Genomic DNA, 21,473 nt, shown 5'->3' with positions numbered 1-21,473 from the left:
AAGCAGAATCGCAGTTCGACAACTTTAGCGAAGAGCACCCTTTATACTTAATAAAAAAAGTGGGGGTTTAACATATGCGCACATATAAAATTTTTCACATTAAAAAAGCATACCAACCTTTCGTTTTAGGCCGGGAAAAAATGCTTCAGGAAATACTGGGAAGAGACAATATGCAAAGTAACCAGGACCATAATGAGATGACATATGTGTGCGAGAAAATAGATGAAGAATTCATCAAACAAAGTTTGGAGAGAAAACTAAGTCGTTTGTTTTCGCATAACGAACAGGATATGCATAAACTGTTGCTTGAACATCCATTAAAAGGCTCCATTCAAATGAAGTTTGAACCATATTGTGTACATGTGTGGTGTAAGGGGTCCCATATGCTTGATTTGGATTTATTTGCAGGGTTTTCCGATTCTAGTGATTGCTATATGGCTTTCCAGCAAGAAGAAGCATCCTTTGGCTGGCTTAAGCCAATCAAAGTAGGATCCATTCATTCATTTACAGAAATTCTAGACTTCGCCTAGTAAGGAGAAGGGTTTTGTTGTATAATCCTTCTTGGAGATAGAAAGTAAGGTTAATCACCGAGAAGGGGGAAAACAACAATGCAATTATGGTTAGCAATTACTTTAATCATCGTGGCGTTAGTAGGTGGAGCTGTAATCGGTTTTTATGGCGCCCGTCAATATATGATGAAGTATTTAAAAGAGAACCCACCAATCAATGAACAAATGCTTCGCATGATGATGGCTCAAATGGGTCGTAAACCATCTGAAAAACAAGTGAAACAAATGATGAACCAAATGAATAAAATGCAAAAATAAAAAATAGCACTCCGTGAGTGCTATTTTTTATTGGTTATTATATCTAGTTCTTATAGGTAATACGACTTATGTTTTTATAATGTTGGTAAAAGATCATAGGTGTGAAGGAATTCTGCGACTGTTTTTTCATATTCCTCAGCATTTTGATTATATGATTGTGCATGGGGACCAATTTCAAATAGTTTTAATTGTTTTGGTCCTTGTTTCAACTCATACAGCTCTTTAGTCATTTCAGGCAAAATGAAATCATCAGGTAAACTATGAATGAATAAAACCGGTTTCTCGATATGAGATACTGCTTCTCTAGGTGATACAAGTTTCATGGAATATCCGTCCCGTACCCGTAAAAAGACATCCGCCAATTTTATTGCAAGACTTGAACGAAGTGGTGTTTCTTTTTTCATTAAGTACAGTAGTTGATCGGTAAAATCTGAAAACGCACAATCAGATATATAAAAATGAGCTTGATCTTCCAAAGTTCCAGCATACAGAATGGTTGTAGCGGCTCCCATCGACTCCCCATGAATCCCAATGATTGCGTCTTCACCGGCATAGTTTTTAACTGCGTTGACTATTACCTGTAAATCCATTTTTTCATAGTGACCGAAACTCGTTGTTTTACCCCCAGAATCACCATGCCGACGATGATCATATACAACTGAATTAAAACCCAACCGTTCAAAGAGACGGGCATATTTTACTGAATTTATTTTGTTTTCTGTGACACCGTGGCAAATGACGACGAAGTTATTTGTATCCAAAGGTTCCAGGAAAATTGCTTTAACTGGGTAGCCATTAGGGCTGTCAATCCATTTCTCCGTTTTTCGTACAATATTGAACCAAGCCTCATCGAATCTTTTCGCAGTAATTTCACGATTTAATATAAACGCATCATCTTTTTTCTTCAGATACATGAGTCGGTTTGTAAACACAAAACCAAAAATCGCCGCTCCTGCGGTCATAATACTCGAGAGAATACTGGTGATCCAAAGAATGCGACGCTTCATGGGAAATCCTCCTATGCTTGATTTAATTCGTATAATCTAAACATGCCCGTATCTATCGGTCTCGAAACGTGAGGAGCTATAATAGAAACCGCTTTACATAATTTATTCAGATCAATTCCTGTGTTTACTCCCATTGTATGTAACATATTCACGACATCTTCAGTTGCTACATTTCCTGTTGCCCCGGGCGCAAAAGGACAACCACCCAGTCCACCAGCTGATGTATCGAATCGTGTTACACCTGCAAGAAGAGCCGCGTAAATATTTGCTAAGCCCATTTTTCGTGTGTCGTGGAAATGTGCATTCATCAAAACTTGTGGAATTTCGCGAATCAGTAATGTGAATAATTCATAACTTTCCTGTGGATTCGCCATGCCGATTGTATCGGCAACACTAAGTTCGTCAATACCCCAGCTTGCGAACTCTTTGCATAAAGCCACCGTTTCATTAATGTCGATTTTCCCTTCATACGGACAATAAAAAGCCGTAGAGATACATGCCCGAACAAAAATTCCTTGTTGTTTTAAATCGATGATAACAGGTTTTAATTCCTGCATGCTTTGCGCCGTTGTTTTATTTATGTTCTTTAAATTGAATGTATTACTGACACCTACAAAAACTGCTACATTTTTTGCTCCTGCAGAAAGTGCACGTTCCACTCCTTTAGAGTTGGGTGTTAGCACGATTTGACGTCCTTGCTTGTGAACCCCTTGTACAATCTCGGTTGCATCGGCCATTTGTGGGACCCATTTTGGAGATACAAACGAAGTGATTTCCATTTCTTCTATTCCAGCTGTTTGTAATGCTTGAATAAATGCAAGCTTATTTTCGGTTGAAACCTCATTTTTCTCATTCTGAAGACCATCTCTTGGACCGACCTCGATAATTGTCACATTGTTTGGTAAACTAAACATATCATCCCTCCTTTATTCTATTGTAATGATGAGATAGGGGTGCTAGCAAATATATTTTCTTAGGGGATTAGGGGGATTTTCAATGTCAACAAGAGAAGTGGTTGTAGTAAGTGCTGTCCGTACAGCAATAGGTTCTTTCCAAGGGGCATTAAAAGACGTACCGGCTACAAAGTTAGGTGCGATTGTCATAAAAGAAGCATTAGAAAAAGCGGGTCTAGAACCAAATCAAGTGAGTGAAGTGATCATGGGGAATGTTTTGCAAGCTGGTTTGGGACAGAACCCTGCTAGACAAGCATCGATTCTTGCAGGTCTTCATGAAACAATTCCTTCCATGACAATTAATAAAGTGTGTGGATCAGGATTGAAAGCGATTCATTTGGCAACACAGGCTATTATCGCAGGAGATGCGGACATTGTTGTGGCAGGTGGAATGGAAAACATGAGCCAAGCTCCGTATTTGTTGAAAAATGCGCGTGAAGGTTTCCGAATGGGCGACCAAAAAGTGGTGGATAGCATGATTTCTGACGGCTTATGGTGTGCTTTCAATGATTACCATATGGGCATAACAGCAGAAAATTTATGTGACAGTTACGAAATTACACGTGAACAACAAGATGAATTCTCAGCTCGTTCACAGGAACGTGCAGTTCAGGCGATTGACGGCGGGAAATTTAAAGAAGAAATCGTTGCTGTCGAAATTCCACAACGCAAAGGAGACCCAATCGTATTTGATACGGACGAATATCCAAAACGTGGGACTTCAGCAGAGAAGTTAGGTAAATTGCGACCAGCGTTTAAAAAAGAAGGCAGTGTCACTGCTGGGAATGCTTCCGGTATTAACGACGGAGCAGCAGCGGTTATCGTTATGTCTAAAGAAAAAGCAGATGAGTTAGGTTTAACACCATTAGCAACGATCGTAGCGAACGCATCAGCTGGAGTTGATCCATCCGTTATGGGAATTGGCCCTGTTAAAGCAGTGAAAAATGTTTTTGAAAAATCAGGCCTATCAATGGCGGATATTGACTTAGTGGAAGCAAATGAAGCTTTTGCAGCACAATCAATTGCTGTAGATCGCGAGCTTGCATTTGATCATGACAAGCTGAATGTTAATGGTGGTGCAATAGCTCTCGGACATCCAATCGGCGCGAGTGGTGCACGTATTTTCGTTTCTCTGCTTCATGAAATGGCTAGACAAGATGCGAAGACAGGGTTAGCAACTTTATGTATTGGTGGCGGACAAGGTGTCGCTACAATTGTGAAAAGAGCATAGGTAGAAGGTGAAAAAATATGGCAAAAAAGAAACAACAACAGCAACAACGCAGACAACCTGAGCGATCTGAACAATCATCAGGCAACACATTGTCCGATCAACTGCAAGGGGATGTGCTTGAAAAACTGAAGTTAGCTAAAAAGCAGTTACAGGATACAGAGCGTCAACAGGAAGAAGAACGCCTCGCGCAAGCTGAATTTGATCGTAAACAAAAAGAGAAAAACAAATCCTTTGCTGAACTTCTAGATGAGTATGGAATGAAGGGTAATAAATTTTAAGAAAAAAGGACTTCGAATTTTTGAAGTCCTTTTTGTTTTGCCATCATCAGCGAACTATTTAATTAAAAATATCAAAAATCATTGAAATTAAGTAAAGAGGGACGCCAACGATGATCATACCTGCGATAAAATAACACATACTCCTTAACGCAAAATTGAAGATATCATAGAGTGCACCGGCAAAGTCATCAATAAACTTAGTCATTCATATCGCCTCCTTGAATCCATATGTATACGTTTTAACAAATAGGTAGGTTTCAATCTATAAAGGCGAGATTTAGAATATAACGACTTTTAAAGGCGATGGTCTTTGTAAATATCTGCTCTTAAGTATTCCTTCAAGTGTGCTAGTTGCTCAGGGGTCATAGGCTGATGATATGCTTGCATCGTTTCCACTAATTGATTTACTGAGCTTGCTCCAGCTAAGATAGCGGACACTTGGTCGTATTGAAGAACAAATGCCAATGCCGCACTATGAAGATTTTGAGTGGTTTGAGTGAGTTGTGAAAGTGTTTCTATTAAAGCTTCTTTTTTGTATTCTCCGTATCCATCCGATTTTTCGGCACGTTTCAATGCATCAGGCGTAAGCAGACCTTTTGCTAGAGAACCCCGGGTGACAACAGAACCACTATGTGATGCAATCATGTCAAACCATTCTTCGGGTCTGCGGTCTAACATGCTGTATTGCATCATGACAGAGCTTGCTTTACCGTTACGTAGGAAACGATGAATGACATTCGGGCGTATGGATGAAATGCCGTATGCTCGAATTAAACCTTCTTTTTTTAAAGATTCAAAAGCATCGACTGCTTCTTCTAAATCATCTTCCATCGTGCCTCCGTGTAATTGATATAGATCTAAATAATCGGTTTGAAGCCTTTGTAGACTTTCTTTAATTTGAGACGTGATATATGACTTTGATGAATCCCACGTCCAACCTGAAGCATCTTCATTCCACTTGTTACCCACCTTCGAAGCCAAAATGATGTCTTGTCGTTTGCCTTTCAGAGCGTGTCCAACAACATCTTCATTTTTACCTTTATCATATAGATCCGCTGTATCAAAGTATGTAATTCCATGTTCAATGGCTGCATCCACTATTAGTTGGGCTTCACGTTGATTTGTCGGAAGAGACATACAACCCAGTCCGATTTCCGATACCATTATTCCACTTTGTCCAAGTTCGCGTTTATTCATCAGTCAGCCTCCTCATTTCATACATGGTACAATTGTCTTTGAAAATAGACAAACAGAAAGGGCGAAAAATATGAAAAAATATGAAGAGAAATCTATATCGTCAACACCGATTTATGAAGGGAAAGTTATTTCTCTTCGAGTGGATGAAGTAACATTGCCAAATGGTATGACTTCGAAGCGTGAATTGGTTAAACACCCTGGAGCGGTTGCCATTGTACCGATTACAGACGAAGGTAAAATTGTCTTTGTCGAGCAATATCGAAAAGCGCTCGAACGTTCTCTGATTGAGACGCCTGCAGGGAAACTAGAGCCAGGAGAAGAGCCGGAAGTAACGGCAAGAAGAGAACTGGAAGAAGAAACAGGGTACGGTTGTGAGAAATTGACACACATTCAATCGTTCGCAACTTCTCCGGGCTTTGCAGACGAAATTATTCACCTATATGTGGCAGAAGGATTGTCAAAAATTGAAAACGCGGCATCACTGGATGAAGATGAGTTTGTTGAGATAATCGAGGCAACCTTAGAAGAAGCAGAAGGAATGATGAAGTCTGGCCAAATCTTTGATGCAAAAACAGCATATAGTGTTCTTTGGGCTAAGGAATATTTACAAAATCGATGAATGATTGATAGTGGGACACGCATAAGCTACTCTATGAAAGGTAGGTGGCAGATGTTGACTCGCTCTTTCCCAATATTTTATTTACTAGGATTGCTAGTCATCGGTTATTTAGGTGGGTTATGGCTGTATTCAAAAATGCCTTTTGATCAAGTTGAAAGAGTCATACATTGGATAGACCCAAGACTTTTGAATGAAAACATACCAAGTGGTTTTGATTCAATTCTCCCGCAACTCGTTACGATTTTATTATTCCTACTTTTTGCTACTCATTTAATCCTGAAATATACCATTCTATTAATAGGTACAATGAGAGCTGTTTTTTGGGGAATTTGCTCAGGTTTTTTAATTGCACAGGAAACAGAATTTTGGGCATATGCATTATGGTGGTTCCCATTCCAGTTAATTTATTGTTCTTTATTACTACTGATTGGATTTTTACTTGTCCCACCACCATCGTATAATCAATTCAAACAAGCCCGCAGTTTTAAAGGTATAGGCGTACTAAGTCTAATCTATTTTGTATTAATTGGACTTGAATTGTTTGTCCTTCCTTATATTCATGGTTTATAATCAATTTTAGATTATAATTATTATCATGTGGATAACTTTCTCTATCTTGTAAAGGGAAAGACCAATTTGGTATAATGAAGGAAGTTTGGGGGGGCGTCACATGGAGAGCCGTATTGACCGGATAAAAAAGCAGCTTCATGGTGCGAGCTATAAACTGACGCCACAGCGTGAAGCGACAGTTAGAGTGCTTCTTGAAAATGAAGAAGATCATCTGAGCGCAGAAGATGTATATCTTCTCGTTAAAAATAAAGCACCTGATATTGGACTTGCAACAGTATATCGAACGCTTGAACTTCTTACCGAATTAAAAGTTGTCGATAAAATTAACTTTGGAGACGGCGTTTCAAGATACGACTTGCGTCAGGAAGGTGCAGCACACTTCCATCACCATCTCGTATGTATTGAATGTGGAGCTGTAGATGAAATCCAGGAGGACTTGCTGGAAGATGTGGAAGTCGTTGTTGAAAAAAGATGGAATTTCCGTATTAAAGACCACAGGTTGACGTTCCATGGTATTTGTTGGCGCTGCCACGATACCCAGGATGAAAAAGAGGAGTCTGAGTAACAGAAAAGCGGAAAACATCGCTTCTAGCTCGACACAGACATGTTATACTGTAAAACAAAAGGATGGCAGAATTGCTATCCTTTTTTATGTTTTCATTAATAAAAATATATTGTCCATATATATACATAAAAGTGTTTTTACAGGGAGGTATCATTATGAAAGAAATGCAAGATGCAGTCGCAGATTATCTTCATTTTCTACGTGTAGAAAGACAATTATCAACCAATACTTTAACTTCGTACGAACGAGATTTACTTGCATATATTAAGGACCTTTCTAAAGTACAGCAATTATCCACTTTGAACGACGTCGAGCGAATTCATATTCTTTCACACTTGCAATCGTTAAAGACGAGTGGTAAATCTTCGCGAACATTAGCCCGTCATATTTCGTCAATCCGGTCATTCCATCAGTTTTTACTGCGGGAAAAAGTATCCGGTTCAGATCCCTCGGTCCACTTGGAAATGCCACAAATGGATCGTACACTTCCGAAAATATTGTCAATTGAAGAAGTAGAGGAATTGATTGCGGCACCCAACTTGGGGAAACCTCAAGGGCTACGGGATCGTGCATTGCTCGAGATTCTTTACGGGACGGGAATGCGGATTAGTGAATGTATTACATTAAATATGGAAGATTTACATTTAACGATGGGATTTGTTCGATGCTTCGGTAAAGGCGGAAAAGAGAGAATCATTCCTCTTGGACGAACAGCACTGGCAGCATGTGAACAATATTTAAAAGAAGGTCGTCCAAAACTGATTAAACCAACACATCGCACCGACGTTATTTTTGTTAACCAGCGAGGAAAAGGATTGACCAGACAAGGGGTCTGGAAGCTTATGAAAGAATACTCTATACAAGCGGGCATTCAAAATGATATTACGCCTCATACTATGCGCCACTCATTTGCCACACATTTAATTGAAAATGGAGCAGATTTACGCGCTGTACAGGAAATGCTAGGACATGCAGACATCTCGACGACTCAGATTTATACGCATGTCAGTAAAACCCGTTTGAAAGATGTGTATAAACAATTTCATCCGCGCGCATAATTCGACTTAATTCGTCAGAAGTCTGACGTGTATTTTTTCCAAACGTTTGATAAGATATGAGTAGAAGTTGAAGGAGGATATGTATGACACATAAATCATTTAAACGCATTCACTTAGTTGTTCTAGACTCCGTTGGAATTGGCGAAGCACCAGATGCCCAATCTTTCGGAGACACAGGTTCCGATACACTGGGACATATTGCAGAAAAAATGAATGGCTTGAACATGCCAAACCTTGAAAAAATGGGACTTTCCAATATTCGTCCATTCCAAGGTATTCAGCCTGTAACGATTCCTTCATCTCATTATGGAAAAATGCAGGAAGCGTCAGTAGGTAAAGATACAATGACAGGTCACTGGGAAATCATGGGACTTAACATTAATCAACCGTTTAAAGTGTACCCAGACGGATTCCCTGATGAATTAATCAATGCTTTGGAAGAAAAGACAGGACGTAAAGTCATTGGCAATAAACCAGCAAGTGGTACGGAAATCTTGGACGAGTTAGGACAAGAGCATATGGAAACAGGTGCAATTATCGTTTATACATCTGCAGATCCAGTATTGCAAATTGCTGCTCACGAAGAAATTATCCCTTTAGAAGAACTATATAAAATCTGTGAAATTGCACGCGAATTAACACTTGAACCCGAATTTTTAGTAGGACGCGTTATTGCACGTCCATTCATCGGACAACCTGGCGAATTCAAGCGTACAACGAATCGTCATGACTATGCGTTGAAACCGTTTGAACGTACAGTGATGAACGAATTAAAAGATGCAAATTATGATGTGATTGCTATTGGTAAAATCTCGGATATTTACAACAATGAAGGTGTAACTGAGTCATTGCGTACAAAAGATAATATGGACGGAATGGACAAGTTGGCTGAAGTCGTGAAAAGAGATTTCCATGGCATCAGTTTCTTGAATCTTGTGGATTTTGACGCATTGTATGGTCACCGTCGTGATCCAATCGGTTACGGAGAAGCATTGGAAGCTTTCGATGCACGTATGCCAGAAGTGTTGGATGCTTTGACAGATGAAGAATTACTAATTATCACAGCGGACCACGGAAATGACCCTACCTTCCCAGGTACGGATCATACACGTGAATTTGTACCGGTGCTGGCTTATTCACCTCGCTTTACGGAAGGCAAAGAACTTCCACTAAGCGAAACATTTGCCGATATAGGGGCGACAATTGCGGAAAACTTTAATGTTTCTATGCCTAAATTTGGCCGCAGTTTCCTTTCCCACTTAAACTGAAGGATAGGTGAATATTCATGAGAATGGTTGATTTAATTGAAAAAAAACGTGATGGCGTGGAATTAACAACTGAAGAAATTCGTTTTTTCATTGAGCAATATACAAACGGAAGCATTCCCGATTATCAAGTGAGTGCTTTAATGATGGCTATTTATTTCCAGGACATGAACGATCGCGAACGTGCAGATTTAACAATTGCCATGGTAGAGTCAGGCGATCAGATTGACTTGTCTGGCATTGAAGGTATTAAAGTGGATAAGCATTCAACTGGAGGCGTGGGTGACACTACCACATTAGTGCTTGGACCTTTAGTGGCAGCATGTGGTGTGCCAGTTGCTAAAATGAGTGGTCGTGGCCTAGGTCATACAGGTGGTACGATTGACAAACTAGAAGCAATTGAAGGCTTCCATGTTGAATTGACGACTGAACAATTTACGAAACAAGTTAATGAAATGAAGCTTGCCGTAATCGGTCAAAGTGGTAATTTGACTCCTGCAGACAAAAAATTATATGCGCTTCGTGATGTTACGGGAACTGTTAACAGCATTCCGTTAATCGCAAGCTCGATTATGAGTAAGAAAATCGCAGCGGGTGCAGATGCCATCGTTCTTGATGTGAAAACTGGCGAAGGCGCGTTCATGAAAACTGTTGAAGATGCACGTGCCCTAGCAACAGCGATGGTGCAGATCGGCAACAACGTAGGTCGCCAAACAATGGCAATAATCTCTGACATGAGCCAACCTTTAGGGTTTGCGATTGGTAATTCACTAGAAGTGAAAGAAGCGATTGATACACTTCGCGGTAAAGGTCCTGAAGATTTAACAGAACTATGCATGGTCCTAGGAAGTCAAATGGTCGTGGTCGGTGGCAAAGCAAAAGATTTGGAAGAAGCACGCGGTATGCTTCTTGAAGTGATTGAAAATGGATCAGCGATTGAAATCCTGAAAAATTTCATTGAAGGTCAAGGTGGAAATCCAGCAGTTGTAGACTCACCAGAATTGTTGCCACAAGCTCAATATACGTTTGAAGTCCCTTCAAAAGAAAGCGGATATATCTCTTTCATTGAAGCTGACGAAATTGGTACAGCTGCTATGATTCTTGGAGCGGGACGTGCGACAAAAGAATCTGAAATTGATTTGGCAGTCGGCATCGTTCTTCACAAAAAAGTTGGCGACTCTGTTAAAGAGGGCGAGTCCCTTGCAACAATCCACTCTAACACTCAAAATGTAGAAAAAGTTATGGAGATATTGTACAAATATATTGAGTTCTCAAAAGAACCAACCAAAGCACCAAAATTAATCGAAGAAATCATCACTCAATAATCTAAATCATCAAAGCGGTCTCTCCGGAGATCGCTTTTTTTATGGTATTTTTAAACTAACGTGTACTTTAATAGACGTACATCGAGCTTGGTTAAACAAGGATGGTTAATCTTTTTATAGAAAATAACAAGTTATTAGTACAAAAATCATTGTTATTACAAGGAGATGTATATGGAAATTTCATTGATTCGGCATGGAAGATCACTACTGACTGAAAATAATAAAATGACTTGTATGGAGTTTAAGAAATGGGTGGGAAAATATGACTTTAACGGCGTGTTTGAAGAGTCATTATACCCGTCGGAAACGCTTGAAAAAGTAACTACTGCAAAAATTGTTTTATCCAGCAATTTAAAAAGGTCAGTTGAATCAGCAAGGTTATTAAATACAAAAGTGAAAATAGTTTCTGATTGTTTATTTAGAGAAACAGAGTTACCTTCAATTCCAACTAAATTATTTAATGTAAGATTAAAGCCAAATATCTGGGCAGTGATTTTAAGATTACTGTGGTTTAGTGGATATTCTAACGAATGCGAGTCTTTCCGTCAGGCGAAAGACAGGGCAGGATTGGCTGTCCAACTGCTAATTGATTATGCACATGAGCATAAATCGATAGCTTTAGTAGGACATGGTTTTTTTAATATGTTAATTGCAAAGGAATTGCAGAAGAAGGGGTGGGAAGGAAAAAGTAAAGTAAGTGCAAGGCATTGGAATTGTACTACATATTCCTTGCTAGACTAACGGATCAAGTTAGTTCAATGATTTTACAAAGCCGCAAGGTGATCTAACAAAAGAGGATGGGGTTGTGACACAGTCACAACCCCATCCTCTTTATTCTCTAAATCAGGGTGCAGCAAATGAGGCGTCCACAGCGAACTGAAAACCTTATGCTTCAGTTTTCATTTCGAAATCATGTCTCAGCACAGGAAGTGTCTTTTAGCTCAAAACGTAAATGCCTACAAAAAAGTAAAACCTTTTTTCTTCTCTGATGTTTAAATGTATGAAAGATTTTCCATACTGTTAATGAATAGAATGTTGCAATTTCTGTCGAGAATTAAGAGGTTTAACCTTTATTTGTCAACGACAAGGAATTGGAGTAGCTCACCTCGAATAGTCACGGAAAGGAGGAGTTACTAGATGAAACATCAACTTTTATTTGTCGAAGATGGTATAGCTATTATTCGCTTAAAGGGCGAGCTTGACCATCATGCCACACAAACAATCCGTGACGAAATTTCACAATCTCTTTATAGAGGAACTCTTCGCGCCATCATATGGAACTTGCAAGACTTACATTTTATGGACAGTGCAGGTATTGGACTTATCTTAGGAAGAATGAGAGATTTTGTCCCTACTAATGGACAAACAGTTATTTTACATCCTTCTGAAACGATGAAAAAAATCTTTCAATATTCTGGTCTCGGTTCCTATGTTTGGCCAACAACAGAAGAAGAAACAATCGCACAGTTAGGGGGTATTTTAAATGGACAATGAAATGACGCTATCGTTTATTGCCATTAGTGAAAATGAAGGTTTGGCACGTATGGTGATGACGAGCTTTATTGCATCTCTTGACCCAACCATTGATGAATTAGCTGAGTTTAAAACAATTGTTTCTGAAGCAGTGACGAACGCCATCATTCATGGATATGAAGAAGATGGGGAGGGCATCGTAACCATACGTGCCAAAAGAAATGGACAATCAATCACGATGACCATCAGCGATGAAGGCAGAGGCATTCCAAACCTCGAGCAAGCGATGGAACCTCTTTATACATCAAAACCGGAGAGAGAACGCTCCGGGATGGGCTTTACCATTATGGAAAGTTTCTCGGATCATTTGTCGGTATGGTCAGAGCCTCAGAAAGGAACTGCGATTACCTTTACGAAGGAATTTTTACCCATACAATCCAACTTCGTTTTAGGTGAACGATGACGACGCCTATCGGACAACAACCCGTGTTGTTGACTCAAGAAAAAATGCGTGAATTGATCTTTTTGTCTCAACAGGGAGACAAAATTGCCAGACAAACCATGGTAGAAGGAAATACCCGTCTTGTCTGGTCCATCGTCCAACGATTCGCTTCACGGGGAGCGGATTTAGAGGATCTATTTCAAATCGGTTGTATAGGGTTAATGAAATCTGTCGACAAATTCGATTTATCGTACGAAGTTAAATTTTCCACTTATGCTGTTCCAATGATTATTGGGGAAATACAACGGTTCCTGCGAGATGACGGCATGGTTAAAGTAAGTCGTTCCATCCGGGAATTGAGTTTTAAAATTCGTCATGCAACCGATGAATTTATTCGGCTACATGAACGCCAACCCTCCTTGTCGGAACTTGCCACAACGCTTGATGTGACGATGGATGAAGTGGTTTTAGCTTCCGATGCATTAAGAGATCCAGCTTCTCTTCATGAACAATTATTTGAAAGTGAAGGGGACGCCTTAACTCTGATGGATCAATTAAGAGACGAACGTTCGGAGCGCTCGTTTGATCACATTCCATTGCGAGATATTTTATCGAAACTCGGAAAAAGGGAACAAATGATTATCTATTTACGCTACTACTTGGACTGTACGCAAAGTGATATTGCGGAAAGACTCGGTATTTCACAAGTGCAAGTTTCCAGGTTGGAAAAGAAAATACTTAAGCAACTGAAAAGTTGGATGATGCCTAAACAGGCGACATTAAAGGATGGATCTCAATAGATAAGTCACTTTTTGCCAATATCCAGGATGCTGAATCCTTTGTGTATTCCAAGTTTGGAAAGGGAGAAAGCTTCGATGTTGGTGTCAAAAACGCACACGTTTGGTCAATACCATCATTATTTGTCTATATGAATGGGTTGATTGATTCTACGACGCTTACACAAATTTTGACGTTAACACAGAGCACGACATCTCAAGTGAAACATAAATTAGAGATTCATGAAATTGAAGCAATGAATAGTTATTTTCCATATCATTCAGTCACAATCTATGACTCTAAAGATGCCTGGCTGTCCGCAATTTTAAGTGGACAGCTTGGTATTGTAACATCTGGTGGTTATGTTTTCACAATCGATGTTCGTTCATATCCAGGAAGACAACCCGATGAGCCTGATAATGAAAAAGTCATTCGCGGATCTCGTGATGGCTTCACGGAAAATATTTTACAAAATACGGCATTAATTCGAAGAAGAATCCGGGATGTCTCGCTTCGCTTCGAATTAACAAAGCTTTCCACTCGTGGTCAAACGGATACGGTCATCGCTTTTATTAAAGGTGTAGCGAATGAACAGCATATCGATTATATCCGCAAACGTATGAAAAAAATCCATCACGATGGGTTGACAATGACAGACAAGTCGCTAGAAGAATGGATATTCAAGCAAAAGTTCCATCCTGTCCCATTTGTCCGCTATACAGAACGTGCTGATACATGTGCAGCTCATTTATTGGAAGGTCATATTGCGATTATCGTGGACACCTCTCCTTCCGTAATTTTAGTTCCAACAACGATTTTTCATCATTTGCAACATGCAGAAGAATATCGACAAGCTCCTTTGATAGGAACGTTTGTCCGCATACTTCGCTTCTCGGGATTTTTCCTGAGTTTAACACTTTTGCCTTTCTGGTATTTATTAGTGGTGGAACCAGATCGAGTCCCTGAGTTTCTTTCCTACATTGGTCCAAAAGAGAATGGAGAGGTCCCGCTTTTTCTTCAAATCGTGATCGCTGATTTAGGTCTTGAATTTTTGAGGCTAGCAGCCATTCATACCCCTACACCTCTTTCCACGGCAATGGGCTTAGTAGCGGCCATTATTATTGGTCAAATTGCAATCGATGTCGGACTTTTCATTCCTGAAGTAGTGTTATATACAGCGGTATCAGCCATTTTAACATTTGCATTACCTTCTTATGAATTGAGTGTTGCCGCCAAGTTATTCCGAAATGTGATGCTTATTGCTACCGTCATATTTGGGTCCAATGGCTTTTTCATTGGAATCCTATTCGTTTTCATGTACCTGGTTTCAATTAAGCCGATGGGAGTCCCTTATTTGTGGCCGCTCGTTCCATTTTTCCCTAAAGCATTGGCACGCATTCTGGTTCGCTTTCCTACATCAAATGGCGCACTCAGACCATTCATTGTTCACTCGCCTAAGCGCAAACGTTCGTAATCCACTCATTGCATCGGAGTCTTTCCCTATGGTAAAGTTCTTATATTGAAAAACCACTTACCACTGGGAGAGATGAAGATGCATTTATTTGGAACACAGTCCGTGGATGAACATGGTCACTTAACAATTGGTGGAACTTCTGCAATGACATTAGCAAAAAACTATGGAACACCATTATTTGTTTACGATACAGCATTAATAAAAGAACGGGCACGTGCTTTTATTCACACATTTGAACGTGAGCAAGTTGAAGCTCAAGTAGCTTATGCGAGTAAGGCTTTCTCAAGTATTGCAATGTATCAGCTTGCAGCTGAAGAAGGACTGTCTTTGGACGTTGTGTCTGGAGGCGAATTGTATACAGCCATTCATGCCGGTTTTCCAGTGGAACGAATTCATTTTCATGGCAATAATAAGAGTGATGATGAATTAGTCTTTGCATTGAATTCGGGTATTGGATGTATTGTGGTTGATAATTTTTATGAAATAGAACAGTTAAAGAGATTAACAGAAATCCTTAAAAAACAAGTAAATATTTTATTACGTGTGACGCCAGGTATTGAAGCGCATACGCATGACTATATCACGACAGGACAAGCTGATTCAAAATTTGGTTTTGATCTGAATAATGGCCAGGCAGATGAAGCGTTCCATGCAGTAAAAGATGAAGAATCTATTCAATTACTAGGCATGCATTGTCATATTGGTTCACAAATTTTTGATACTGTTGCTTTCTCCTTGGCAGCAAAAAAACTAATTGGGAAAATGCTTTCCTGGAAAAAGAGTTATGACTTTGTTTGCCCAGTTTTAAACTTAGGGGGCGGTTTTGGCATCCGCTATACAGAAGAAGATAAACCACTTCAACCCGCAATTTATGTAGAAGACATGATTAAATCCATACGTTCTGAAATCGGCGAAGCAAAGTATCCAATGCCTGAGATTTGGATTGAACCTGGCCGTTCACTAGTAGGTGACGCAGGAACTACTTTATATTCGATTGGATCTCAAAAAGAAGTGCCGGGTGTCAGAAATTACTTGGCTGTAGATGGCGGAATGTCAGACAATATTCGTCCTGCACTTTATCAAGCAAAATATGATGCGGCTGTTGCGAACAAAATGACAGTTGAAGCCACTAAAACCTACACAGTAGCCGGTAAATGTTGTGAATCAGGCGATAAACTGATCGAAGACATTTCTTTGCCAATAGTAGAAGCGGGAGATATACTCGCTGTATTCTGCACAGGGGCATACGGATATTCGATGGCCAGCAATTATAACAGGCTTCCTAGACCCGCTGTCGTGTTCGTGGAGGAGGGCAATCATCGCATTGTCATTAAGAGAGAAACTTATGAAGATCTCGTAAAGTTGGATTGTTCTTTACAAGATGAGACGGTAGGTGCACACTCATGAAAAGAAACAATAACAAATTATATTTATTTATCCTATTAATAAGTATTGTTTGGGGAGTTCTTTATTGGATATTTATTGCACCGAACCAATAAACTGTTAAATAATGGATTGCGAGTTGAAGTTTTATTGCAAATGATGTAGGATAGTCATTGTGCTGAAGCGGAATCAAAAATGAGGGATTTATTATGTTAGTACGATATAAAAAAATATGTGAAAAAATTGCGATGGGTCTCCTGTCGTTTATGCCACAAGAAAAAGATTTAAAAAAATTACAAGAAACCATTCAAACCTATGAAAATAATCCGAACTGGCATTTGTTTATGTGGAAAAAAGAGGAAGATTTTGTGGGCTTGATTGGCATAGAAACTACAGATACAGAGTGTTTGATTCAGCATATAACTGTTTCACCTTCATTTAGAGGTGAAGGGATTGGAAAAGAAATGGTATCCAAAGTGCAAAATTTCCTTCCATGTACAGAAATAAAGGCTGCTGAATCGACAAAACCATTCATAGATAAGTGCACAATCCAGCAAGAAGGAACAGACATTTAATGTCTGTTCCTTCTTTTTTCTTCACGGGCATTAAGTATTTCTGAACGATCCCGGAGCATATGCTTGTGTATGAGTTGATCACCTGTTAGTGCTTCTAATGCTGGTTGTTGTAGGATGGCTGATGATAACTCAGATGAATCGACTTGTATTTTAAATGGCTGAAAAGATGTATTATTTTCAATGGATTCTAGTGATTGTTCCAAATTCACGATAAGTCTTGAAAAGTTAATGCCTTCATAAAAAGCACTCGTACCATTCAGATGGAAACGATCGTATGATTTGGCCAGTGATCTTTTCGCGCCATTGAAATTACCCCTTCGCCAGTGATACATTCCTGTCGAGAGCAAAATCCAAGCAGTAAGCGGATGTGTTTTATCTTTCGGTGCAATTTCTTTCCAGTATTCTTCCAACACTTCGTGGCATTCAAAAAAATCCTCGTGCTCATTAAAATATATGACAAACTGCACAAAAAGTGGGTGAAACAACGGATGCATTCTTCTCACACTTCCTCTATACTAAAATTTGAATCTATTTGATCGGGTGATCTTAACATGTCTTATGAAGTAAAATTGGACGCTTTTGAAGGTCCTCTCGATTTATTATTGCACTTAATCCATCGTTTGGAAATTGATATATATGATATTCCAATGGCTGATTTAACTTTACAGTACATGGAACATATTCGTGCTATGCAAGTGCTTGAATTGAATGAAGCAAGTGAATATTTAGTAATGGCCGCATCCCTGCTTGCAATCAAAAGTAAAATGCTGCTTCCGATTCACGAAGGTGAATTGGATGATGACGAACTTGCCCTTGATATGAATGACCCAAGGGAAGAATTGGTGAATCGTCTGATTGAGTATCGGAAGTATAAAGAAGCAGCTGAGAATCTGCAGCAATTAGAAGAACAAAGAGCACAAGTCTTTACAAGAGCACCAAGTGACTTGACCGACTATCAGCCAACTCAACAATTAACTGCATTTGATGATCCTTTGAATGTCTATGACATGTTGGGTGCTTTTCAGAAAATGCTGAGAAGGAAACGATTGAAAGCCCCGCTTGCCACCAAAATTACTCGACAAGAACTATCCATTAAGGACCAAATGAAAAGTGTCTTCAAGACTTTGAAATCCCGAGGCGGAAGTTGTTCTTTTTCAGAACTTTTTCCATCAGAAGACAAACCAACTCTGGTTGTCACATTTTTATCTTTGCTGGAACTTATGAAAAGACAAATGGTAATGGTCGAACAACGTCAGAATTTTGATGATCTGACAGTTAATCTAATAAATGATCGATGGGAGGAAGAATCTTTTGAGCCTATTGATGAGTAGAATTGAAAGTTTACTTTTTGTCACAGGAGACGAAGGGTTATCAAGTAAACAGATTGAAAATTTAACTGGTGCAACATCTATAGAGGTAAAAGAAGCATTAGAGAAATTACAGGATGACTATACAAAATCCAAAAACCGCGGAATTGAATTAAAAGAATTAGCCGGTACATATCAACTAATTTCAAAAAAACAAAACGCAGAAACCATTCAACGTCTCGTTGAAAACCCAACGAATCAACCTCTTTCACAGGCTTCATTGGAAGTGTTGGCGATTGTTGCCTACAAACAACCGATTACACGAATCGAGATTGAAGACTTACGGGGCGTGAAGAGTGAAAGACCATTACACACGTTAAGCCTTAAAGGTCTGATTCAGGAAGTCGGTCGAGCTGAAGGTACAGGGCGTGCCATCCTGTACGGTACCACGAAAGAGTTTTTAAATGTATTTGGATTAAATGATATGAATGAGTTGCCGCCGTTACCGGAAACACAAGGGACGGAAGATGATGACCAAACAGATTTATTCATGACAAAGTTCCAGGAAGCTTTTGGGGAACAACAAGAATAAGAAGCGAAAGGTGCTGCTGGTTGCGAAATAAATGGTTGATATTGTTAGTGATTCTCCTGGTAGGTGTAAGTCTGTTGTACCCTCGATTATCTGAGGCGCAGGGATCTGCTTATGCAGTAATTGATGCGAAGACAGGACGGTTATTGGCAGGAAGTGGTGAAGACCAAAAAATGCCGATTGCCAGCTTAACAAAAATGTGGACAGCGGTTGTCGTGGCGGATGAAGTAGATTTAAAAGAAAAGGTCAAAATTTCTCCTGTAGCCACATCGCAAGAAGGTTCATCCATTTATCTTAAAAATGGAGAAGAAACAGCCGTTGATGTATTGCTTTATGGATTAATGCTGAGGTCTGGTAACGATGCAGCAGTTGCTCTAGCAGAGCATGCAGGAGGATCAGTTGAAGGCTTCGTTAAATTGATGAATGAAAAAGCAAAAATTATGGGATTAAAAGATACACACTTTGAAAACCCATCAGGATTACACCACGAGGAACACTTATCTACCGCTTATGACACAGCTCTTATGTTGAAAATCGCAATGGAGAATAAAGAACTCAAACCGATCTTAACTGCACCCCATTTCAAACAAGACGGGAAGTACTGGGATAACAAACATAAGCTCGTTCGCTTGGAAACGAAAGCGATTGCCGGGAAAACAGGATTTACGAAAACAGCAGGTAGAACACTTGCAACGTATTTCAAAGATGGAGACGAAGAAGTGATTGTTGTTACATTGAACCAATCGAATGATTGGCAAATGCACATGCAACTTGCAGAGAACGTCTTTGCACAATATGATAGAGTTCAAGTCATTAAAAAAGGCTCATATGATTTACCAGGTGGATTGGTGATGAAAGCTGACAAGTCAGCCTACATTCTAAAACACAAAGATGAACAAGTTTCGCATCTTGTCGTTTTGAATCGGGCGAAAGCGTCTCAAAAGATGGCAAAATGGGAAGTACAAATAAACGGGAAAACCATACTTACAAAAAAAGTACATATTGAGCGGAATGAATGACGAAGACTGCTTATTAAATAAGCGGTCTTCTTTTGTTTTGAGCGAAAGTGTGACATAATTTTTAAAGAGTATAGGAATCGACGATGAGGTGAAAGTATGGAAAGATTACAAAAAATGTTAGCACATGCTGGGGTTGCGTCACGAAGAAAATCCGAGCAACTGATTTTAGAAGGAAAAGTGAAAGTGAATGGACAAGTTGTCAAAGAACTTGGAACAAAAGTATCTGCATCAGATACAGTTGAAGTAGATGGCGTGAAGTTGGAAAAAGAGCAAAAGGTTTATTATTTATTATATAAACCAAGAGGAATTATTTCGGCAGTGACGGATGACAAAGGACGTAAAACGGTTGCAGATTTATTTCCGCACATACCAGAACGACTATTTCCGGTGGGGCGTTTAGATTATGAGACATCGGGTCTTTTAATCATGACGAATGATGGCGATTTATCATATACGCTGACTCATCCTAAATTCAAAATTGATAAGACGTATGTTGCACGAGTTAAAGGAATCCCAGTGAAAGAGCAACTCCGACCGTTAGAACGTGGAATTGTACTAGAAGACGGAAAGACAGCTCCAGCCCGTGTCAAATTATTATCGGCTGATCCAAAACAAAGCAAGGCAATTATTGAAATCACGATTCATGAGGGTAAAAACCGTCAAGTTCGTCGCATGTTCGATGCCATCGGTTTCCCTGTGCAAAAATTGAAACGTGAACGCTTTGCTTTCTTGACGCTTCATGGTCTTAATGCAGGTGAATCACGTGAGTTGACGTCCCATGAAGTGAAATTACTGCGTGTTATGGCTGAAACAGGAAAAATTGGTTCATAATTAGTAGGTATTGGAAATTGCTTAAATCTATTCACAAATAATTTAGAGGTTTTCGGAATACCTGAAAACGTTCACAAACCCTTCAAATGTGCGGTCTTAGCAACCGCTTTTCTTTGTTATAATGATAAATGATTATTTCGTCATGTAGGAGGGTATAAAAATGGCTCAGACGAAACAAAAAAGATTTTTGATACGGACATTGATTTTGTCTGTTCTGGTAGTAGCAATCATTTACACTATTTACAACAATGCTTCTAAAGACAAGGTGGATGTTCTAGGCGTTGGGGACGAAGCACCGGATTTCACTTTGGTGGATTTAAATGGGGAAGAGCATCGCTTGTCAGATTATAAAGGACAAGGGGTCTTTCTAAATTTCTGGGGTACATGGTGTAAGCCGTGTGCAAAAGAAATGCCCGCAATGGATCGTCAATACGAAGTATTTAAAGAACAAGGTGTTGAAATATTGGCTGTAAACATCGCGCAATCCAATTTTGAAGTAGAACAGTTTGCTGACCAGTATGGACTGGATTTCCCGATTGTTATTGATAAAACGAAAAGTGTGATGGAAACATACAACATTGATCCGCTTCCAACGACTTTGTTAATCAATCCTGAAGGTAAAATTGAGAAGATCGTACGCGGAGAGATGACAGAACAGGACATCGCTCATTTTATGGAGCAGATACGTCCCGATTAAGGAGTCAATCA

General features: G+C 39.5%; 27 protein-coding genes. 22 read left to right on the top strand and 5 right to left on the bottom strand.

What is annotated here, in order from left to right:
* Positions 1–74: 74 nt before the first annotated feature.
* The gene (gene sirA, locus HMPREF1210_RS04745) at positions 75–530 is read left to right on the top strand and encodes a sporulation inhibitor of replication protein SirA (RefSeq protein ID WP_016427475.1); all 456 of its coding nucleotides are present in this window, start codon (positions 75–77) and stop codon (positions 528–530) included.
* Positions 531–608: 78 nt separating this feature from the next.
* Entirely contained in the window at positions 609–827 is a 219-nt protein-coding gene (locus HMPREF1210_RS04740; protein WP_016427474.1) for a YneF family protein, read from the top strand.
* Between the two features lie 74 nt (positions 828–901).
* Here the strand turns inward: HMPREF1210_RS04740 and HMPREF1210_RS04735 are convergent, their stop codons facing one another.
* Positions 902–1,834, bottom strand: a complete 933-nt coding sequence (locus tag HMPREF1210_RS04735; RefSeq protein ID WP_016427473.1) for an alpha/beta hydrolase — start codon at positions 1,832–1,834, stop codon at positions 902–904.
* A gap of 11 nt (positions 1,835–1,845) precedes the next feature.
* Positions 1,846–2,748 (bottom strand): hydroxymethylglutaryl-CoA lyase, encoded by a 903-nt coding sequence (locus HMPREF1210_RS04730; protein WP_016427472.1) that lies wholly within the window; start codon positions 2,746–2,748, stop codon positions 1,846–1,848.
* An 82-nt stretch (positions 2,749–2,830) separates the two neighbouring features.
* On the opposite strand from HMPREF1210_RS04730, the gene HMPREF1210_RS04725 reads away from it, so the two are divergent.
* Together HMPREF1210_RS04725 and HMPREF1210_RS04720 are read left to right on the top strand one after the other, a co-directional pair.
* Complete coding sequence (locus tag HMPREF1210_RS04725; protein WP_016427471.1) at positions 2,831–4,018, top strand: acetyl-CoA C-acetyltransferase; 1,188 nt, start codon at positions 2,831–2,833, stop codon at positions 4,016–4,018.
* 17 nt (positions 4,019–4,035) lie between these two features.
* Positions 4,036–4,296 (top strand): YqkE family protein, encoded by a 261-nt coding sequence (locus HMPREF1210_RS04720; RefSeq protein ID WP_016427470.1) that lies wholly within the window; start codon positions 4,036–4,038, stop codon positions 4,294–4,296.
* A 58-nt stretch (positions 4,297–4,354) separates the two neighbouring features.
* Here HMPREF1210_RS04720 and HMPREF1210_RS18175 read toward each other — a convergent pair whose 3' ends face one another.
* Both HMPREF1210_RS18175 and HMPREF1210_RS04715 read right to left on the bottom strand, forming a co-directional pair.
* Positions 4,355–4,501 (bottom strand): hypothetical protein, encoded by a 147-nt coding sequence (locus HMPREF1210_RS18175; RefSeq protein WP_016427469.1) that lies wholly within the window; start codon positions 4,499–4,501, stop codon positions 4,355–4,357.
* An 89-nt stretch (positions 4,502–4,590) separates the two neighbouring features.
* Entirely contained in the window at positions 4,591–5,493 is a 903-nt protein-coding gene (locus HMPREF1210_RS04715) for an aldo/keto reductase (RefSeq protein ID WP_016427468.1), read from the bottom strand.
* A 70-nt stretch (positions 5,494–5,563) separates the two neighbouring features.
* Here HMPREF1210_RS04715 and HMPREF1210_RS04710 point away from each other — a divergent pair, with 70 nt between their 5' ends.
* The 13 genes from HMPREF1210_RS04710 (at position 5,564) to HMPREF1210_RS04650 (ending at position 17,019) form a co-directional block, all read left to right on the top strand.
* Entirely contained in the window at positions 5,564–6,112 is a 549-nt protein-coding gene (locus tag HMPREF1210_RS04710; protein ID WP_016427467.1) for an NUDIX domain-containing protein, read from the top strand.
* Positions 6,113–6,166: 54 nt separating this feature from the next.
* Positions 6,167–6,682, top strand: a complete 516-nt coding sequence (locus HMPREF1210_RS04705) for a hypothetical protein (RefSeq protein WP_016427466.1) — start codon at positions 6,167–6,169, stop codon at positions 6,680–6,682.
* A gap of 100 nt (positions 6,683–6,782) precedes the next feature.
* Positions 6,783–7,247, top strand: a complete 465-nt coding sequence (locus HMPREF1210_RS04700) for a Fur family transcriptional regulator (RefSeq protein ID WP_016427465.1) — start codon at positions 6,783–6,785, stop codon at positions 7,245–7,247.
* 155 nt (positions 7,248–7,402) lie between these two features.
* Positions 7,403–8,305, top strand: a complete 903-nt coding sequence (xerD, locus tag HMPREF1210_RS04695; RefSeq protein ID WP_016427464.1) for a site-specific tyrosine recombinase XerD — start codon at positions 7,403–7,405, stop codon at positions 8,303–8,305.
* An 83-nt stretch (positions 8,306–8,388) separates the two neighbouring features.
* Positions 8,389–9,573 (top strand): phosphopentomutase, encoded by a 1,185-nt coding sequence (gene deoB, locus HMPREF1210_RS04690; protein WP_016427463.1) that lies wholly within the window; start codon positions 8,389–8,391, stop codon positions 9,571–9,573.
* 17 nt (positions 9,574–9,590) lie between these two features.
* Positions 9,591–10,895: a pyrimidine-nucleoside phosphorylase gene (locus HMPREF1210_RS04685; protein WP_016427462.1), complete on the top strand. Its 1,305-nt coding sequence runs from the start codon at positions 9,591–9,593 to the stop codon at positions 10,893–10,895.
* A gap of 171 nt (positions 10,896–11,066) precedes the next feature.
* A complete protein-coding gene (locus HMPREF1210_RS04680) occupies positions 11,067–11,636 on the top strand; it encodes a histidine phosphatase family protein (RefSeq protein ID WP_016427461.1) in 570 nt (189 codons plus the stop codon).
* A 396-nt stretch (positions 11,637–12,032) separates the two neighbouring features.
* Positions 12,033–12,389 (top strand): anti-sigma factor antagonist, encoded by a 357-nt coding sequence (locus HMPREF1210_RS04675; RefSeq protein ID WP_016427460.1) that lies wholly within the window; start codon positions 12,033–12,035, stop codon positions 12,387–12,389.
* Positions 12,379–12,831: an anti-sigma F factor gene (spoIIAB, locus tag HMPREF1210_RS04670; RefSeq protein WP_016427459.1), complete on the top strand. Its 453-nt coding sequence runs from the start codon at positions 12,379–12,381 to the stop codon at positions 12,829–12,831. Before HMPREF1210_RS04675 ends, spoIIAB begins: the two co-directional genes overlap by 11 nt.
* The gene (locus tag HMPREF1210_RS04665; protein WP_016427458.1) at positions 12,828–13,610 is read left to right on the top strand and encodes a SigF/SigG family RNA polymerase sporulation sigma factor; all 783 of its coding nucleotides are present in this window, start codon (positions 12,828–12,830) and stop codon (positions 13,608–13,610) included. Before spoIIAB ends, HMPREF1210_RS04665 begins: the two co-directional genes overlap by 4 nt.
* Complete coding sequence (locus HMPREF1210_RS04660) at positions 13,607–15,061, top strand: spore germination protein (protein ID WP_036659386.1); 1,455 nt, start codon at positions 13,607–13,609, stop codon at positions 15,059–15,061. Before HMPREF1210_RS04665 ends, HMPREF1210_RS04660 begins: the two co-directional genes overlap by 4 nt.
* Before the next feature lie 78 nt (positions 15,062–15,139).
* Positions 15,140–16,468 carry a diaminopimelate decarboxylase gene (gene lysA / locus HMPREF1210_RS04655; protein ID WP_016427456.1) on the top strand — a complete coding sequence of 443 codons (1,329 nt, stop codon included), beginning with the start codon at positions 15,140–15,142 and terminating at the stop codon, positions 16,466–16,468.
* A 185-nt stretch (positions 16,469–16,653) separates the two neighbouring features.
* Positions 16,654–17,019, top strand: a complete 366-nt coding sequence (locus HMPREF1210_RS04650; protein ID WP_016427455.1) for a GNAT family N-acetyltransferase — start codon at positions 16,654–16,656, stop codon at positions 17,017–17,019.
* On the opposite strand, the gene HMPREF1210_RS04645 is transcribed toward HMPREF1210_RS04650, so the two are convergent.
* On the bottom strand, positions 17,016–17,513 hold the full coding sequence (locus tag HMPREF1210_RS04645) for a DUF309 domain-containing protein (protein ID WP_016427454.1): 498 nt from the start codon (positions 17,511–17,513) through the stop codon (positions 17,016–17,018). The two genes, HMPREF1210_RS04650 and HMPREF1210_RS04645, sit on opposite strands and share 4 nt — an antisense overlap.
* Positions 17,514–17,570: 57 nt before the next feature.
* On the opposite strand from HMPREF1210_RS04645, the gene HMPREF1210_RS04640 reads away from it, so the two are divergent.
* The 5 genes from HMPREF1210_RS04640 (at position 17,571) to resA (ending at position 21,462) form a co-directional block, all read left to right on the top strand.
* Entirely contained in the window at positions 17,571–18,350 is a 780-nt protein-coding gene (locus tag HMPREF1210_RS04640) for a segregation/condensation protein A (protein WP_016427453.1), read from the top strand.
* Positions 18,343–18,918 carry an SMC-Scp complex subunit ScpB gene (scpB, locus tag HMPREF1210_RS04635; RefSeq protein ID WP_081637822.1) on the top strand — a complete coding sequence of 192 codons (576 nt, stop codon included), beginning with the start codon at positions 18,343–18,345 and terminating at the stop codon, positions 18,916–18,918. Before HMPREF1210_RS04640 ends, scpB begins: the two co-directional genes overlap by 8 nt.
* Positions 18,919–18,938: 20 nt before the next feature.
* Positions 18,939–19,934, top strand: coding sequence for a D-alanyl-D-alanine carboxypeptidase family protein (locus HMPREF1210_RS04630; protein ID WP_016427451.1), 996 nt, complete (start codon positions 18,939–18,941; stop codon positions 19,932–19,934).
* A 96-nt stretch (positions 19,935–20,030) separates the two neighbouring features.
* Positions 20,031–20,765 carry a pseudouridine synthase gene (locus HMPREF1210_RS04625; RefSeq protein ID WP_016427450.1) on the top strand — a complete coding sequence of 245 codons (735 nt, stop codon included), beginning with the start codon at positions 20,031–20,033 and terminating at the stop codon, positions 20,763–20,765.
* A 160-nt stretch (positions 20,766–20,925) separates the two neighbouring features.
* A complete protein-coding gene (gene resA / locus HMPREF1210_RS04620; protein ID WP_016427449.1) occupies positions 20,926–21,462 on the top strand; it encodes a thiol-disulfide oxidoreductase ResA in 537 nt (178 codons plus the stop codon).
* Positions 21,463–21,473 lie beyond the last annotated feature (11 nt).

The organism is Paenisporosarcina sp. HGH0030, from assembly GCF_000411295.1.
GTDB lineage: Bacteria > Bacillota > Bacilli > Bacillales_A > Planococcaceae > Paenisporosarcina.
The sequence above is the reverse complement of the archived record's forward strand: the minus strand, read 5'-3'. Positions and strand labels throughout refer to the sequence as shown.

Coding starts and splice junctions, on each gene's coding strand:
- HMPREF1210_RS04740 (WP_016427474.1), top strand. CDS start 609: ATGCAATTATGGTTAGCAATTACTTTAATCATCGTGGCGTTAGTAGGT.
- xerD (WP_016427464.1), top strand. CDS start 7,403: ATGAAAGAAATGCAAGATGCAGTCGCAGATTATCTTCATTTTCTACGT.
- HMPREF1210_RS04680 (WP_016427461.1), top strand. CDS start 11,067: ATGGAAATTTCATTGATTCGGCATGGAAGATCACTACTGACTGAAAAT.
- spoIIAB (WP_016427459.1), top strand. CDS start 12,379: ATGGACAATGAAATGACGCTATCGTTTATTGCCATTAGTGAAAATGAA.
- HMPREF1210_RS04725 (WP_016427471.1), top strand. CDS start 2,831: ATGTCAACAAGAGAAGTGGTTGTAGTAAGTGCTGTCCGTACAGCAATA.
- HMPREF1210_RS04685 (WP_016427462.1), top strand. CDS start 9,591: ATGAGAATGGTTGATTTAATTGAAAAAAAACGTGATGGCGTGGAATTA.
- resA (WP_016427449.1), top strand. CDS start 20,926: ATGGCTCAGACGAAACAAAAAAGATTTTTGATACGGACATTGATTTTG.
- HMPREF1210_RS04675 (WP_016427460.1), top strand. CDS start 12,033: ATGAAACATCAACTTTTATTTGTCGAAGATGGTATAGCTATTATTCGC.
- sirA (WP_016427475.1), top strand. CDS start 75: ATGCGCACATATAAAATTTTTCACATTAAAAAAGCATACCAACCTTTC.
- HMPREF1210_RS04640 (WP_016427453.1), top strand. CDS start 17,571: ATGTCTTATGAAGTAAAATTGGACGCTTTTGAAGGTCCTCTCGATTTA.
- HMPREF1210_RS04700 (WP_016427465.1), top strand. CDS start 6,783: ATGGAGAGCCGTATTGACCGGATAAAAAAGCAGCTTCATGGTGCGAGC.
- HMPREF1210_RS04625 (WP_016427450.1), top strand. CDS start 20,031: ATGGAAAGATTACAAAAAATGTTAGCACATGCTGGGGTTGCGTCACGA.
- HMPREF1210_RS04720 (WP_016427470.1), top strand. CDS start 4,036: ATGGCAAAAAAGAAACAACAACAGCAACAACGCAGACAACCTGAGCGA.
- scpB (WP_081637822.1), top strand. CDS start 18,343: ATGAGTAGAATTGAAAGTTTACTTTTTGTCACAGGAGACGAAGGGTTA.
- deoB (WP_016427463.1), top strand. CDS start 8,389: ATGACACATAAATCATTTAAACGCATTCACTTAGTTGTTCTAGACTCC.
- HMPREF1210_RS04710 (WP_016427467.1), top strand. CDS start 5,564: ATGAAAAAATATGAAGAGAAATCTATATCGTCAACACCGATTTATGAA.
- HMPREF1210_RS18175 (WP_016427469.1), bottom strand. CDS start 4,501: ATGACTAAGTTTATTGATGACTTTGCCGGTGCACTCTATGATATCTTC.
- HMPREF1210_RS04665 (WP_016427458.1), top strand. CDS start 12,828: ATGACGACGCCTATCGGACAACAACCCGTGTTGTTGACTCAAGAAAAA.
- HMPREF1210_RS04735 (WP_016427473.1), bottom strand. CDS start 1,834: ATGAAGCGTCGCATTCTTTGGATCACCAGTATTCTCTCGAGTATTATG.
- lysA (WP_016427456.1), top strand. CDS start 15,140: ATGCATTTATTTGGAACACAGTCCGTGGATGAACATGGTCACTTAACA.
- HMPREF1210_RS04730 (WP_016427472.1), bottom strand. CDS start 2,748: ATGTTTAGTTTACCAAACAATGTGACAATTATCGAGGTCGGTCCAAGA.
- HMPREF1210_RS04645 (WP_016427454.1), bottom strand. CDS start 17,513: ATGCATCCGTTGTTTCACCCACTTTTTGTGCAGTTTGTCATATATTTT.
- HMPREF1210_RS04715 (WP_016427468.1), bottom strand. CDS start 5,493: ATGAATAAACGCGAACTTGGACAAAGTGGAATAATGGTATCGGAAATC.
- HMPREF1210_RS04650 (WP_016427455.1), top strand. CDS start 16,654: ATGTTAGTACGATATAAAAAAATATGTGAAAAAATTGCGATGGGTCTC.